General features: G+C 64.5%; 10 protein-coding genes. 6 read left to right on the top strand and 4 right to left on the bottom strand.

Features of this window, described 5'->3' with window-relative positions; all coding sequences use genetic code 11:
• Positions 1 to 229 precede the first annotated feature (229 nt).
• The 3 genes from RCH14_RS13630 to RCH14_RS13620 all read left to right on the top strand — a co-directional run bounded on the left by RCH14_RS13630 (position 230) and on the right by RCH14_RS13620 (position 3258).
• Complete coding sequence (locus tag RCH14_RS13630; RefSeq protein ID WP_343026634.1) at positions 230 to 1033, top strand: mechanosensitive ion channel family protein; 804 nt, start codon at positions 230 to 232, stop codon at positions 1031 to 1033.
• Between the two features lie 48 nt (positions 1034 to 1081).
• Positions 1082 to 1888, top strand: a complete 807-nt coding sequence (gene aqpZ / locus RCH14_RS13625) for an aquaporin Z (RefSeq protein WP_407070077.1) — start codon at positions 1082 to 1084, stop codon at positions 1886 to 1888.
• Positions 1889 to 2121: 233 nt separating this feature from the next.
• On the top strand, positions 2122 to 3258 hold the full coding sequence (locus RCH14_RS13620; protein ID WP_343026633.1) for a putative zinc-binding peptidase: 1137 nt from the start codon (positions 2122 to 2124) through the stop codon (positions 3256 to 3258).
• A gap of 131 nt (positions 3259 to 3389) precedes the next feature.
• Here RCH14_RS13620 and RCH14_RS13615 read toward each other — a convergent pair whose 3' ends face one another.
• The 3 genes from RCH14_RS13615 to RCH14_RS13605 all read right to left on the bottom strand — a co-directional run bounded on the left by RCH14_RS13615 (position 3390) and on the right by RCH14_RS13605 (position 6760).
• Positions 3390 to 4187: a transglutaminase family protein gene (locus tag RCH14_RS13615; RefSeq protein WP_343026632.1), complete on the bottom strand. Its 798-nt coding sequence runs from the start codon at positions 4185 to 4187 to the stop codon at positions 3390 to 3392.
• Between the two features lie 94 nt (positions 4188 to 4281).
• A complete protein-coding gene (locus tag RCH14_RS13610; RefSeq protein WP_343026631.1) occupies positions 4282 to 5346 on the bottom strand; it encodes an alpha-E domain-containing protein in 1065 nt (354 codons plus the stop codon).
• Between the two features lies 1 nt (position 5347).
• A complete protein-coding gene (locus tag RCH14_RS13605) occupies positions 5348 to 6760 on the bottom strand; it encodes a circularly permuted type 2 ATP-grasp protein (protein ID WP_343026702.1) in 1413 nt (470 codons plus the stop codon).
• Between the two features lie 190 nt (positions 6761 to 6950).
• On the opposite strand from RCH14_RS13605, the gene RCH14_RS13600 reads away from it, so the two are divergent.
• From RCH14_RS13600 to RCH14_RS13590, 3 genes are read left to right on the top strand one after another with little or no spacing between them, the layout of a single operon-like run.
• Complete coding sequence (locus RCH14_RS13600; RefSeq protein WP_343026630.1) at positions 6951 to 10286, top strand: transglutaminase family protein; 3336 nt, start codon at positions 6951 to 6953, stop codon at positions 10284 to 10286.
• 35 nt (positions 10287 to 10321) lie between these two features.
• Positions 10322 to 12904 carry a circularly permuted type 2 ATP-grasp protein gene (locus RCH14_RS13595; protein WP_343026629.1) on the top strand — a complete coding sequence of 861 codons (2583 nt, stop codon included), beginning with the start codon at positions 10322 to 10324 and terminating at the stop codon, positions 12902 to 12904.
• The gene (locus RCH14_RS13590; RefSeq protein WP_343026628.1) at positions 12901 to 13830 is read left to right on the top strand and encodes a transglutaminase family protein; all 930 of its coding nucleotides are present in this window, start codon (positions 12901 to 12903) and stop codon (positions 13828 to 13830) included. The genes RCH14_RS13595 and RCH14_RS13590 overlap by 4 nt, the downstream gene beginning before the upstream one ends.
• Before the next feature lie 182 nt (positions 13831 to 14012).
• Here RCH14_RS13590 and RCH14_RS13585 read toward each other — a convergent pair whose 3' ends face one another.
• The gene (locus RCH14_RS13585) at positions 14013 to 14843 is read right to left on the bottom strand and encodes a lectin ESA-2 (protein WP_343026627.1); all 831 of its coding nucleotides are present in this window, start codon (positions 14841 to 14843) and stop codon (positions 14013 to 14015) included.
• Between the last annotated feature and the right edge of the window lie 19 nt (positions 14844 to 14862).

Here is a 14862-nt window from a genome sequence, read left to right as displayed (position 1 = left end):
TCGTCGCCGTTTGTGCTGTGCCAATGGGCTGTGCATGGGCCAATTGATTCCGACTACGGCGGCAGCATTCCTGCCGCCATGATGCGCAAGGCATGTCCTGACTGGATGTCCGCTGACGGAACCTCGCACGAATCCAGGTGTCTCACCACCACATGCGGTTTTCCATGCTGCCACCACGTTCTCTAATGGTGTCTGTTGATTCTTCATATCGCGCTAGCGGGAGGGCACTATGCAGCACATCACGAACTTGAGCGAAGCCTTGCTGGGATCGCTCACCGGCGCAGCGTCCATGTTCTTTGCGGCCGTGCCACGGCTACTCGGCTTTGCCGTCGTCCTGATCGCGGGCTGGCTCATCGCCTCGCTCATCGAGAAAGGCGTGGTGACGGTGCTGCGCGCCGCGCGCTTCAATGTCATGGCAGAGCGCGCCGGTGTGGCCAGCTTCATCCAAAAAAGCAATATGAAGGGCGACGCCGCCGGCGCGATTGGCGCCATTGCCCGCTGGTTCGTGCGGCTGATCGCGCTGGTCGTGGCGTTCGACGCGCTTGGCCTGGCGGCCATCTCGAACATCCTGCATCAGCTCCTGATGTGGCTACCCAACCTCGTCGTGGCGCTGGTGGTGGTGGGCATCGGTGGGCTGGCCGCCAATACCCTGGGCAATCTGGTCCAGGGCGCGGCAGCCAAGGGTAGCCTGGGCAGTCCGGCCATGTTGGCCAGGATCGCGCGGTATGCCGTCTGGGCATTCGCAGCCATGGTGGCGATCAACCAGCTCGGCATCGCGACGTCGCTCATCAATATTCTCGTGATGACGACCTCCGGCGCGATCGCGCTGGCACTCGGCCTGTCATTCGGGCTGGGCGGCCGCGACACGGCTGCCATGATCGTGCGCCGATGGTATGACCGTGGCCAGGCGAATGCGCCGCAGATCCGCAGTACAGGCGATGTCGCCGCCAATCAGGTCAACATGCTGGGCCGTGCTCCCGGCGCCGAGCGCCGCACCGCCATGGCGGATCGCCGCGCGGGCAGCCGCGCCTGATGCTGCGTGTGGCCCTTAATGGCAATGACCGATCCTGAGGAGAGCACGATGAAAACCTACGGCGCCGAGTTTCTCGGCACATTCTGGCTGGTCATGGGCGGGTGCGGCAGCGCGGTGCTGGCCGCCGCATTTCCCGAACTGGGCATCGGCCTGCACGGCGTCGCCCTCGCCTTCGGCTTGTCCGTGCTCACAATGGCGTACGCGATCGGCCACATCTCGGGTTGCCACCTGAATCCGGCGGTTTCGATCGGCTTGTGGGCCGGTGGCCGCTTTCCCGCGCGAGAGCTGTTTCCTTATATCGTGGCGCAGGTCGCCGGCGGCATCCTCGCCGGCGGCGTGCTGTATGTGATTGCCAGCGGCGCCCCTGGCTTTGACAGCGCCAATGGCTTTGCTGCCAATGGCTACGGCGATCATTCGCCAGGCGGTTATTCGCTGCTGGCAGGGCTGCTGAGCGAATTGGTCATGACCACGTTCTTCCTGCTGATTTTCCTGGGGGTGACCGACCAGCGTGCTCCCCAAGGGTTTGCGCCAGTGGCAATCGGTTTCGCGCTGACCCTGATTCACCTGATCAGCATCCCTGTCACAAACACGTCCGTCAATCCTGCGCGCAGCACTGCCGTTGCCGTGTATGCCGGCGACTGGGCCGTGGGGCAGCTATGGCTGTTCTGGATCGCGCCGATCGCCGGCGCTTTACTTGGCGCCGCGCTCTACCGCGTCATTGGCGCGCAGGTGCCCGTGTCGGAACCGGTCGACGCGCCCGCCTGCGGCCATGTGGAGCGCCGTCTGCGGCAAGTGCGCGGCAGCGGGGGCGGGGGCGGCCGTGAGCAAGGCCAGCATCTACGTCCGGGTACCTGATCGACCGGGCGGCAGAACGCCGGGCCGCCGAGCCACGCCGTCTTTCGGCGGCGTGATTTGTTGTTTTTTCTGCACATTTTTCAATGTAATTGGTGCGAGCGCCAAGGGCGTAACAGGCGCGCATTGGGGGGCGCACACGACATGAGGCATTGTCTTACATGATTCAACCCACATCGCATTTACTGTTAGATTGTTAATACACCTTCACTCCTAACCTCTCTACCAGTGCTGCCATGAAAACCTTTCACTGCGACAAATGTTCGCATCAGATCTTCTTCGAAAACACCCACTGCTTCAACTGCGAAAGCGCGCTTGGCTACCAGCCTTCGCAGCGCTCCATCAACAGCTTCGAGCAAGCCGATGACGGCCTGTGGCGTAGCCTGAACCGCAAGGATGAAGGCAAGCTGTACAAGCAGTGCAGCAATTATGTGCAGCACAATGTGTGCAACTGGATGCTGCCGGCCGACGACTCGCATGAGTTGTGCGAATCATGCCAGCTGACGGTCGTGATTCCGGCGCTGACGTCGGAAAAGAACCGCGTCCTGTGGTCGCGCCTCGAAACCGCCAAGCGTCGCCTGCTGTTCTCGCTGGCGCAGCTGAACCTCACCCCGGCCTCGAAAGAAACCCAGCCCGACACCGGCTTGGCATTCCAGTTCCTCGAAGACGGCGTGACCGACCAGTGCGTGATGACGGGCCACGACAATGGCCTGATCACGCTGAACATCGCCGAAGCCGATCCGGCCGAACGCGAGCGCACGCGCGAACAGATGCACGAACGTTACCGCACGCTGCTGGGCCACTTCCGCCACGAGAGCGGCCACTATTATTTCGACCGCCTGGTGGCCGATACGCCATGGATCGACAGCTACCGCGCACTATTCGGCGACGAGCGCCAGGATTATGGCGACGCACTCAAGCGGCACTATGAGAACGGTCCGGTCGCCGACTGGGAAGAGCGCTTTGTGAGCAGCTACGCCGCGTCGCACCCATGGGAAGACTGGGCAGAAACCTGGGCCCACTACCTGCACATGATCGATACGCTGGAAACGGCCCACTCGTGCGGGCTGTCGCTCAAGCCGGCCAAGGCGGACGAGCCGGAACTGGACAAGATCACGCTACCGACCAAATCCGGCGCCTTCGAAGAAACGCTCAGCGACTGGTTCGCGCTGACCTATGTGCTCAATAGCCTGAACCGCAGCATCGGCATGCCGGATTCGTATCCGTTCAAGCTGAGCACACCTGTGCTGGAAAAGCTGGAATTCGTGCACAAGGTGGTGCGTGATCAGATGGGCAAGCCGTCGCTGGCCGCACAGGCGGCGCAAGCACCGGCACCTGCACCAGCTGCACCAGCTGCACCAGCTACCGTCTGAGCTTGAGTAGGGTGGACGGGTTTCCCGTCCACGCGTTCAACAATCCTTGGCGCGCCACAAAATCACGGTACCTTGAACGCGTGGACGGCATAGCCGTCTACCCTACGGCCGGGATAACGAAACAGCAGGCATCACCCCGGCGCCCCCTCCAGCAACTCCACCGTCACCTGCATCTCATGCAGCGCCAAGGCCGGTCCGAACTGAGTAAAAATCGCCACGTCAGCCGCATCGCGCCCATACCCCACCGTCACGCGCCCGCCGCGCGGCCCATCCTGGGTCGCATCGAACGTGTACCAGCGCCCGCCCACATATGCCTCGAACCACGCATGCAGGTCCATCGGTAGCAGCCCATACAGGTAACCGGCCACGATGCGCGCCGGAATGCTCAGCGCGCGGCACAGCGCAATGCCCAGGTGCGCCAGGTCGCGGCACACCCCTTCGCGGTATTCATTGACCTCGGTCGCTGCCATCTGGTTCTGGTTCGACGCCGGATTGAAGCGCACCTCGCGCCGGATCCAGTCGCTGATGCAGGCCACCTGGTCGTATCCTGGTGCGACGCCGGCCACGATCGCACTGGCCATCTCGGCGAAGCGGTCGGACTCGCAATAACGGCTAGGTAGCAGATACAGCAGCACGTCGACCGGCAAGGTCTGCACCTCGTCGAACGGCGCACCGGGTGCAACACTGATGACCTGGTCGGTCAGCACGTCGGCCGAGGTCTGGATGGAAAATTCGCCGGGCGGCGCCGTCAGGCGCTGGCACAGGTTGCCGTAGGCATCCGTGTATTCAAGGACCTGCACGTTCGGGGTGAGCGTATAGGATTCGCGCGCCACCCATTGCTGCGCACCGCTGCGGGGACGCAGCATCAGGATGAACGGCGTGGGGTAATCGACGCTAAAACTGAGCTTGCAACCGGTTCGCAGCCACATTGCAGGCCAGCCTTCCTTCGTTAAAGTATGTGCACCGTCATGACGCACTCTAGCCATGACGGTGCGCCGCGCCACCTTTTGGTGCGCGAGTTGGTCAACGCGTCTGCGACTGTGTTTGCGACTGTGTTTGCGACTGGGTCTGCGTCTGCGACGAGGTTTGCGACGAGGTTTGCGACTGGGTCGGTGCCAGCACTGGCACCACCTCCGGCAACTCCGGCGCCACCGGCAGCAGGAAGTCGCGCCCGATACCGTTGCCCAGCTCGCCAATACAGGCCAGGAACTTGGTCAGGAATTCGTGCAGGCCTTCGTCGAGAATCTCGTTGATCTCGGCCGACTTGAGCGACGCATGCAGTTTTTCCGCCAGCCGCTCGGTGTCGTGCGACAGCTCGTTGCGCACGTCTTGCAGCACGGCGACGACGGCGGCCATGCACGCTACCAGCGAGCGCGGCATCTTGCCTTGCAGGATCAAGAGTTCGGCTACGCGCGTCGGCGTGATCGCGTGGCGATACACCTTGCGATACGTCTCGAACGCGGACACCGAACGCAGCAGCGCCGCCAGGTAATAGTATTCGCCCTGCGCGCCTTCCTGGATCGTGTCGGACGCCAGGAACTTGAACTTCACGTCGAGGATCCGCGCCGTGTTGTCGGCCCGTTCCAAAAAGGTACCCAGGCGGATGAAGTTGAACGCTTCATCCTGGAACATCGTGCCCAGCGTGACGCCGCGCGACAGGTGCGAGCGGTACTTGACCCATTCCAGGAACTGGCCGGGATCGCGTTCGAACATGCGCTCGCTCAGGTGCTTTTGCAGCACGAGCCAGGTGGTGTTCTCTGTTTCCCAGACTTCAGTGGTCAGGGTGCCGCGCACGGCGCGGGCATTCTCGCGCGCGGCGCGCAGGCAACTGGCGATCGACGACGGATTGTCGGGGTCGCGCACCATGAAGTCGAGTACGTTCTTTTGCGTCAGCGCGTCGTACTTGGCGTCGAACTGGGCTTCGAGTTCGGACACGCTCAGCATCGTGCGCCAGCCCTGCTGCTCGGCCTGGACCGATTGCGGCATCAGCGAATACTGGACGCGCACGTCGAGCATGCGCGCCGTGTTTTCGGCCCGCTCGGTGTAGCGGGCCATCCAGAACAAATGATCTGCGGTGCGGCTCAACATGCTAGTTCTCCAGTATCCAGGTGTCCTTGGTGCCGCCGCCCTGCGACGAATTGACCACCAGAGACCCTTCTTGCAACGCCACGCGGGTCAGCCCGCCCGGCACCATCGACACGGTCTTGCCAGACAACACGAACGGACGCAGGTCGATATGCCGTGGCGCGATGCCCGCTTCGACATAGGTGGGGCACGCCGACAGCGCCAGCGTCGGCTGCGCGATGTAGCCGTCCGGATTGGCCAGCAGGCGGCGGCGGAAGTCTTCGATCTCGGCCGTCGTCGAGGCCGGTCCGACGAGCATCCCGTAGCCGCCGGCGCCATGTACTTCCTTGACCACCAGTTGCGGCAAATTCGCCAGCGTGTACTGGAGGTGTTCTTGTTTCCGGCACTGGTAGGTCGGCACGTTGTTCAGGATCGGCTTTTCGCCGAGATAGAACTCGATCATGTCCGGTACGAACGGGTAGATCGACTTGTCGTCGGCCACCCCGGTGCCGATGGCATTGGCCAGGCCAACGCGGCCGGCGCGCACGGCGTCGAGCAGACCCGGCACGCCCAGCGTCGATTCGGGACGGAACGCGCGCGGATCGAGATAATCGTCGTCGATGCGGCGATAGATGACGTCGACCTGCTTCGGGCCGCGCGTCGTGCGCATGTAGACGGTGTCGTTGCTGACATACAGGTCTTGCCCCTGCACCAGCGCCACGCCCATTTGCTGGGCCAAAAACGCGTGCTCGAAGTAGGCCGAATTGTGCATGCCGGGCGTGAGCACGACCACGGTCGGGTCGTCACCGCCATGCGGCGCCACGGTGCGCAGATTGTCCAGCAGCAGGTCGGGATAATGGTCGACCGGCGCCACGCGGTTGCTCGCAAACAGCGCCGGGAACAGCCGCATCATCATCTTGCGGTTTTCCAGCATGTACGACACGCCCGACGGCACGCGCAGATTGTCTTCCAGTACGTAGAACTCGCCCTCGCCGGCGCGCACGATGTCGACGCCGGCAATGTGGGCGTAGATATCCAGCGGCACATTGACGCCTTGCATGGCTGGCCGATATTGCGCGTTATTCAGGATCTGTTCGGCCGGAATGATGCCCGCCTTCAGGATGTTCTGGTCGTGGTACACGTCGTGCAGGAAGCGGTTCAGCGCGGTCACGCGCTGCACCAGGCCAGCCTGCAGCTTGGCCCACTCGGCGGCGTTGATCACGCGCGGAATGATGTCGAATGGGATCAACCGTTCCTTGCCGGCGTTGTCGCCGTAGACAGCGAACGTGATCCCCACGCGTTGGAAGTTCAGCTCGGCTTCAGCACGCTTCTGATCGATCAGATGCGGGGGTTGCTGGGCGAGCCAATCTGCGAATGCCTGGTAATGAGGCCGCGCAGTTGCTCCATTGGAATACATTTCATCGTAAAAGTTCGACATCATTGCCTCCTGTGCCAGAATACTAACAAGAAACGTGCCAGCCACCCCGTCCGACTCGCAAGTCAAACGAACGCAGGTATGAATCATGCTTAAATGCGTCTATCTTGCGCTTACTTAGTTGTGTGCAAACCAATACGACCAAATTCAGTGCGCCGGCATCAATCGCGCCCTCATTGAAAGGCACTACCGCATGGCTATCCGCGTTGCGCTTCATCACAAGACCAGCTACCGTTACGACCGCCTGGTCAATCTGTCACCGCATGAAGTGCGCCTGCGTCCGGCGCCACATGCGCGTACGCCAATCCTGTCGTACTCGTTGACCGTCCTGCCAAAAGAGCATTTCATCAACTGGCAGCAAGACCCGTACGGAAATTACATCGGCCGTTTCGTGTTCCCCGAACAAACCGACGTGCTCGAGTTCACGGTCGACCTCGTTGCGGACATGACGGTGATTAACCCGTTCGACTTCTTCGTCGAAAAGTATGCCGAGACGTTCCCGTTCGCCTACCCGGACCTGCTGCAATCGGAACTGAGCCCGTACACCAAATCGCAAGAGCCTGGCCCGCTGCTGACCGAGTGGGTCGCCGGCGCGCGGCGCGAGCTGCTGGCCCAGCCGATGGGCACGAACGACTTTCTGGTGGCCATCAACCAGCGCCTGCAGCGCGACATCGCCTACCTGCTGCGGATGGAGCCGGGCGTGCAGGAGCCGGAAGACACCTTGCAGAAGCGCTCCGGCTCATGCCGCGATACCGGCTGGCTGCTGGTGCAGATCCTGCGCGAGATGGGGCTGGCGGCGCGTTTCGTGTCCGGTTACCTGATCCAGCTCACGGCCGACCAGGAAGCGCTGGACGGCCCGAGCGGCACGACTGTCGACTTCACCGACCTGCACGCCTGGACCGAGGTGTATGTGCCGGGCGCCGGCTGGATTGGCCTCGACCCCACCTCGGGCATGCTGGCCAGCGAAGGCCACATTCCGCTGGCGTGCACGGCGATGCCGTCGTCGGCCGCACCGGTGACCGGCTTTACCGACAAGGCCGAAGTCACGTTCGTTCACGAAATGACGATCACGCGCATCCATGAAGACCCGCGCGTGACCAAGCCGTACGCGGAACTCGACTGGGACAAGATCAACCGCCTTGGCCAGCAGGTCGATGCCGACCTGGTCAACCAGGACGTGCGCCTGACGCAGGGCGGCGAGCCCACCTTTGTGTCCATCGACGACATGGACGGCGCCGAATGGAACACGCTGGCGCATGGCGACAAGAAGCGCGAGCTGGCGGGCAACCTGATGCACCGCCTGAAGAACCATTTCGCACCGGGCGGCATGCTCCATTACGGCCAGGGCAAGTGGTATCCGGGCGAGCCGTTGCCGCGCTGGGCGCTGAACATCTTCTGGCGCGTCGACGGCCAGCCGATGTGGTTCGATGCGTCGCTGTTCTCGGACGAGCACATTGACGACGGCTACGGCAGCGAGGATGCCGGCCGCTTCGCTGCCGAGCTGGTCAAATCGCTCGGCCTGCCGGCCGGCAGCGCCATCCCCGCGTACGAAGACGTGCTGCTGCAAGCCCAGCGTGAGCAGGCGCTGCCGCGCAATCTCGATCCGCTCGATGCCGACCTGAAAGCACCGGAAGAGCGCCGCCGTCTGGCGCGCCTGCTCGAACGGGGCCTGGGCCAGGTGGCCGGCTACGTGCTGCCGCTCAAGGCGCGCGAGCACGATCCGTCAGTCATGCTCGGCACCAGCTGGCGCACGTCGCCGTGGCCGCTCAAGCGCGAAAACCTGTACCTGATCGAGGGCGATTCGCCCATCGGCCTGCGCCTGCCGCTGTCCACGCTGCCATGGGTGCTGCCCGAAGAGCGCGATCCCGATTTCGATGTCGACCCGTTCGCGCCGCGCGGCCCGCTGCCGGTCGGTAAAAAAGACAAGCGGCCCGTCTTGAGCGTGGCCGCCGGTAAATCGCCGCACAAGGCGGCGGGCGTGGCGGCCGACCCGGAAGCGCGCGAAGTGATCCACACCGCGCTGTGCCTCGAAGTGCGCGCAGGGCGCCTGTACATCTTCATGCCGCCGCAAAAGCGCATCGAGGATTACCTGGCGCTCGTCACGGCGGTCGAGAACACGGCGGCCAAGCTGAAGATGAAGCTGCGCATCGAAGGTTACGCGCCGCCGCGCGATCCGCGCATCAAGCTGCTCAGCGTCACGCCCGACCCGGGCGTCATCGAGGTCAACATTCATCCGGCCGCGAGCTGGAATGAGCTGGTCCACAATATGACCACGCTGTACCAGGAAGCGCGCCTGACCCGCCTGGGCACCGAGAAATTCATGCTTGACGGCCGCCACACCGGCACGGGCGGTGGCAACCATGCGACACTGGGCGGCGCCACGGTCGAAGACAGCCCGATGCTGCGCCGGCCCGATCTGCTGAAAAGCCTGATCACGTACTGGCAGATCCACCCTGCCCTGTCGTACCTGTTCTCGGGCACCTTCATCGGTCCGACCAGTCAGGCACCGCGCGTGGACGAAGCGCGCGACGACAATCTGTACGAGCTGGCGATCGCGTTCCAGCAAATGGACAAGGTACTGCCAACCATGCACCCCGGCGACAAGCCGTGGATGGTCGACCGCCTGCTGCGCAATATGCTGGTCGACCTGACGGGCAATACGCACCGTTCGGAGTTCTCGATCGACAAGCTGTACTCGCCGGACGGCCCGACCGGCCGCCTGGGGCTGGTGGAATTCCGCGCCTTTGAAATGCCGCCGCATGAGCGCATGAGCTTGCTGCAAATGCTGCTGCTGCGCGCCCTGGTTGCGCGCTTCTGGCGCCAGCCGCTGCAGGCCAAGCTGGTGCACTGGGGCACGGCGCTGCACGACCGCTGGATGCTGCCGCACTTCGTCGCGCAGGATATCCGCGACGTGGCCAAGGACCTGCGCGCGGCCGGCTATGCGTTCGAGGATCACTGGTTCGAGCCGTTCATCGAATTCCGCTTCCCGCGCTTTGGCACCGTCGTCTACGAAGGCGTCGAGATGGAACTGCGCCAGGCGATCGAGCCGTGGAACGTGCTGGGCGAAGAAGTCAGCGCCGGCGGCACCGCGCGCTACGTCGATTCGTCGGTCGAGCGCATGCAGCTGCTGGTGCGCGGCCTGACCGACGGGCGCCACGTGGTGGCCTGCAATGGCCGCATGCTGCCGCTGCATCCGACCGGCGTGCCAGGCGAATACGTGGCTGGTGTGCGCTTCCGTGCCTGGAGCCCGTGGTCGGCGCTGCATCCGAGCATCCGGGTGCAGGCGCCGCTCGTGTTCGACCTGGTCGACACCTGGAGCGGACGCTCGATCGGCGGCTGCACCTACCACGTCGTGCACCCTGGCGGGCGCAGCGAAACCGGTTCACCGGTCAATGCCAACGCTGCCGAGGCGCGCCGCTTTGCCCGCTTCTGGCCACATGGGCACACGCCGGGGCCGTTTACGGTGTACAAGGAAGACCTGAATCCAAGCTTCCCGATGACCCTCGATTTGCGCTGGCAGCCGATGTAAGCTGGCATTCGTTTCAACCGTAAAGCTGCACGCCAATGCCCAATCAACTGCTTGCCCCCTATCTGGCCGCGCCGGATGGTTTCGATGAAATGCTGGACGCCGACAAGGCGCCGCGTGCGCACTGGCGTGCGATGCTTGCCAACCTGGAGCACGAAGCACCGGACATGATGCGCCAGCGTCTGGAGATGGTGCAACGCCAGGTGCGCGAAAACGGCGTCAGCTACAACGTGCTGGCCGATGCCGGCACCAGGCCGCGCCAGTGGGACCTGAACGTGCTGCCCCTGATCCTGCCGCACGAGGAATGGAGCGGCATCGAAGCGGCCGTGATCCAGCGCGCCACCCTGCTCAACAAGATCCTGGGCGACGTGTATGGCGAGCAGGCGATGCTGCGCGAAGGCTTGCTGCCGTCGGCGCTGATCCATGGCCATGCGGGCTTTCTGCGCCCGTGCCACGGCATGCGCCACCACGACGACGTGGCGCTGCATTTCTATGCGGTCGACCTGGCGCGCGCGCCCGATGGCCGCTGGTGGGTGATGGCCGACCGCACGCAGGCGCCGTCGGGCGCCGGCTATGCACTCGAAAACCGGTCCATCATCGCCCCCACCTTCCCCGACCTGCTGCGCGAACTGAAGGTGCAGCCGGTGTCACCGTTCTTTCGCACCATGCATGACAGCCTGGTGCACTGGGGCCGGCTGTGCGCGGCCCACGGCGACAAGCCGGCCCCGCTGCGCGACGGCGAAATGCCGCTGATCGTGCTGCTCACACCGGGCCCGCGCAGCGAAAGCTATTACGAACAGGCCTATCTGGCGCGCTACCTGGGCCTGACGCTGGTCGAAGGGGGCGACCTGACGGTGCGCGACGGCGTGGTCTTCATCAAGACCCTGGCCGGGCTGCACCGGGTGCACGTGATCATGCGCCGGGTCGACGACGAATCGTGCGATCCGCTCGAGCTGCAAAACTCGCTGCTCGGCGTGGCCGGCCTGACCCAGGCCGCCATGCGCGGCAATGTGGTGGTGGCCAACAGCCTCGGTTCGAGCCTGCTCGAATCGGGCGCCCTGCTCGGCTTCCTGCCGGCGCTGTCCAAACGCCTGCTGGGCGAGCCGCTCAAGATGCCATCGGTGGCGACCTGGTGGTGCGGCGAACCGGCCGCGCTGGAAACCGTGATCGCCAGACTCGATCGCCTGGTCATCAAGCCAAGCGGCGCGATGCCGGGCCAGGCGGCCGTGTTCGGCCAGGATCTCGACGGCGAGGCGCGCGCGGCGTTCATTGCCAATCTGCGCGCCAATCCCAACCATTACATCGCCCAGGAACTGGTGCGCCTGTCGCAGGCGCCGGTGTGGAAGGATGGCCGCGCGCCCGGCCTGCAGGCGCGCGCGGTCGGCCTGCGCGTGTTTGCCTGCGCGACGCCCAATGGCTATGTCGTGATGCCGGGCGGCCTGACCCGCGTGGCCACCGGGCCCGATGCGCGCGTGCTGACGATGCAGATGGGCGGCGCCAGCAAGGACACCTGGGTGCAGGCGCGCGCCCGGGTCGAAACGCATCGCCTGCAAAAAAGCAGCATCACCGGCGAAGACCTGGTGCGCGAAGACAGCAATCTGTCGAGCCGCGTGGCCGAAAACCTGCTGTGGTTCGGCCGCCACGCCGAGCGCAGCGACAATATCTGCCGACTGCTGCGGGTCGCCCTCAATATCCGGTTCAGTGTGCGCTTCGACCAGCGCGGCGCCGAATGGCCGACCGTCGAGGCGCTGTGCATCTGGTTCGGCCTGCTCGACGCGCAGCGCAAGCCGGCCACGCCGGGCGTCGTGGGCGTCGTGGGGTCAAGCAAATTGCCGGGCACGGCCAGCGCCCTGCCGGCCCCGATCTTCACCGATGCCGAGATCGAGTCGGCCCTGCTGCTGGCGGTCGTCTCGCCCGCCGTCCCGGGCCTCGCGCGCCAGCAGCAGCAGTTGCACCGGATCGCCGGCCAGTTGCACGAGCGCTTCTCGGTCGACAACTGGCGCGCCCTGAACCGCATGGTGCAACCGGTCGCGCCGCCCGGCGAGCGGCCGTCGCAGTCGGGCGTCATGACGATTCTCGACGATGCCGCCGCGGCGCTGATGACGCTGGCCGGCTTTGCCCTCGACGGCATGGTGCGCGACCTCGGCTGGCGCTTCATGTCGATCGGCCGGCGCCTGGAGCGCCTGCAGTTCCAGGCCGTCGTGCTGCAGCGCGCACTGGCGATGGATGAAAACGGCAACCTCGACTGGGTGCTCGAACTGTCCGACAGCATCATCACCTACCGCGCCCGCTACCGCGCCCAGCCCGAGTGGCTGCCGGTGCTCGACCTGCTGCTGCTGGATGAAACCAATCCGCGCTCGATCCTGTTCCAGCTCAACGGTATCATCGGCACGCTGGGCAAGGTCACGCAGGCCCAGGGCGCCGGGGGCCTGGACCTGTTGACGCCATTGAAGGCCGAACTGACGGCGCTCGACCCGGGCGTCGACCTGAACCACGGCAACGCGCTGCTCAGCGACCTGCTCAGCCGTATCGGGCAGGCCAGTGCGGCCTTGTCCGAGCAGATCGGCGTCCAGTTTTTCAGCTATACCGCCAACGGCCGGCAAAGGAACCGTACCTCATGACCGATTTGCTGCCGGGCGCCGCGAGCGCCGATGTGGTTGCGCGCTATCGCGTCGTGCATGAGACGCGCTACAAGTACAACAGCATGGTGACGCTGTCGCAGCAATACCTGCACCTGACGCCGCGCTCGTTCTCGTGCCAGCAGACCGAGTCGCACCTGATCTGGCTCGACCCGGTCATCAACGACAGCAACGAGGGCGTCGATTACTTCGGCAACATCACGCGCCACGTGGCGCTGACCGTGCCCCATGACAGCCTGCTGGTGCACGCCGAATCGACGGTCTCGCTGCGCCCGCGCTACACGCTGGCGCAGATCGCGGGCACGTTGCCATGGGAATGCGTGCGCGACATGATGGGCAAGGAAAAAAGCGCAGCCACGCTGGAAGCCTGCCGCTACCTGTACGCCTCGCCTCATGTCGCCCTGTTCCCGGAACTGGAAGCCTATGCGCGTGAGAGCTATATCCCGGGCCGCCCGCAGCTCGATGCGGCGCTCGACCTGACGCACCGGATCTTCGACGACTTCGAATTCGACAGCAAGGCCACCGACATCTCGACGCCGCTCGACCAGGTGCTGCGTGGCCGGCGCGGCGTGTGCCAGGATTTCGCGCAGCTGATGATCGGCTGCCTGCGCAGCATCGGCCTGCCGGCGCGCTATGTCAGCGGCTACATCCTGACGCACCCGCCGGAAGGCAAGCCGCGCCTGATCGGGGCGGATGCCTCGCATGCATGGGTCTCGGTGTTCTGTCCGGCGCTGGGCTGGGTCGATTTCGATCCGACCAACCGCTGTCTCGTGCAGCAGGAACACATCACGCTGGGCTGGGGCCGCGACTTCAGCGACGTGACGCCGATGCGTGGCATTGTGCTGGGCGGCGGCAAGCAGGAGCTCGACGTGCAGGTGACAGTGACGCCGCTGCCGCTGGTGGGTTGAACAGCACGCGCTGTTGATGAATAGCGGGGCAGGGGAATTTTAATGATCGACAGGTAGCCGGGATCACAGCGGGGGGTCTGACCCCGATTTTGCGATTGTGCTGTTCGTGCGACGTTGGTGTGACGATGACGAATAACACACCGGCCATGCCATCTGCGGGAGCATGGCCGGTGCAGCGCCAATTACATCGGCAATTCCGTGCTGCGATAGCCGATTGCGCCTTCGCCGTTGTAGGTCATGCCGCCATGCAGGTTATTACCCTGGTTGCCGGACGTGACATTGAGCGCCACGCTGTGCTGGCCGGCACGGCAGCCGATCAGCCAGACACCGCCCGGATGCCACGCCGACGACGTGTCGCCCCACTGGTTTTCGATCTGGTAGTTGTTGCCGGCGACCGCCGTGCCTCGTACGCGGATGGGCCCTTCACCCGCATACGTCATGGTGCCGGTCAGGGTCTTGCCGCCATCGTTCGACGTCAGGTCGACCGCGAGCACTGCCTGGTCGCGGCAACCGAGCACGGCGATGCCGCCCTGGTGCCAGGGCGCGAACGCGCCGCCCCACTGGTTTTCGACGGCGTACACGGCGCCATCGCTCGTCTGGCTCTGAAAACCGATCGGGCCTTCGCCGCTGTAGGTCATCGTCCCCTTGAGCGTTGCACCGTTGTCGCCCGATTCGACGTGGATAGCGACCACGCTCTGGCCAGGGCGGCAGCCGATCACCCATGTCCCACCCGGATGCCACGGGGCCGACGCACCGCCCCACTGATTTTCGACGGTGTACGTGTTGCTTTGGGTCAGAGTGGCGCGAAAGCCGATGGGGCCTTCACCTGCGTATTTCATCTGGCCGGTGAGCGTCTTCCCGTTGTCGCTGGAAGAGAGGTCCAGTGCCACCACGTGCTGGCCGGGCCGTGCGCCAATGATCCACATGCCGCCTTCATGCCACTGCGCGGTAGTCCCGCCCCACTGGTTCTGCACATGATGCAGATTGTTCGTGGCCTTGCTTGTTTTGGACATGCCTGACTCCTTCTTGACC

This window comes from Massilia sp. MP_M2 (assembly GCF_039123635.1).
Taxonomy (GTDB): domain Bacteria; phylum Pseudomonadota; class Gammaproteobacteria; order Burkholderiales; family Burkholderiaceae_D; genus Telluria.
This window is presented reverse-complemented; position numbering and strand designations above follow the sequence as displayed.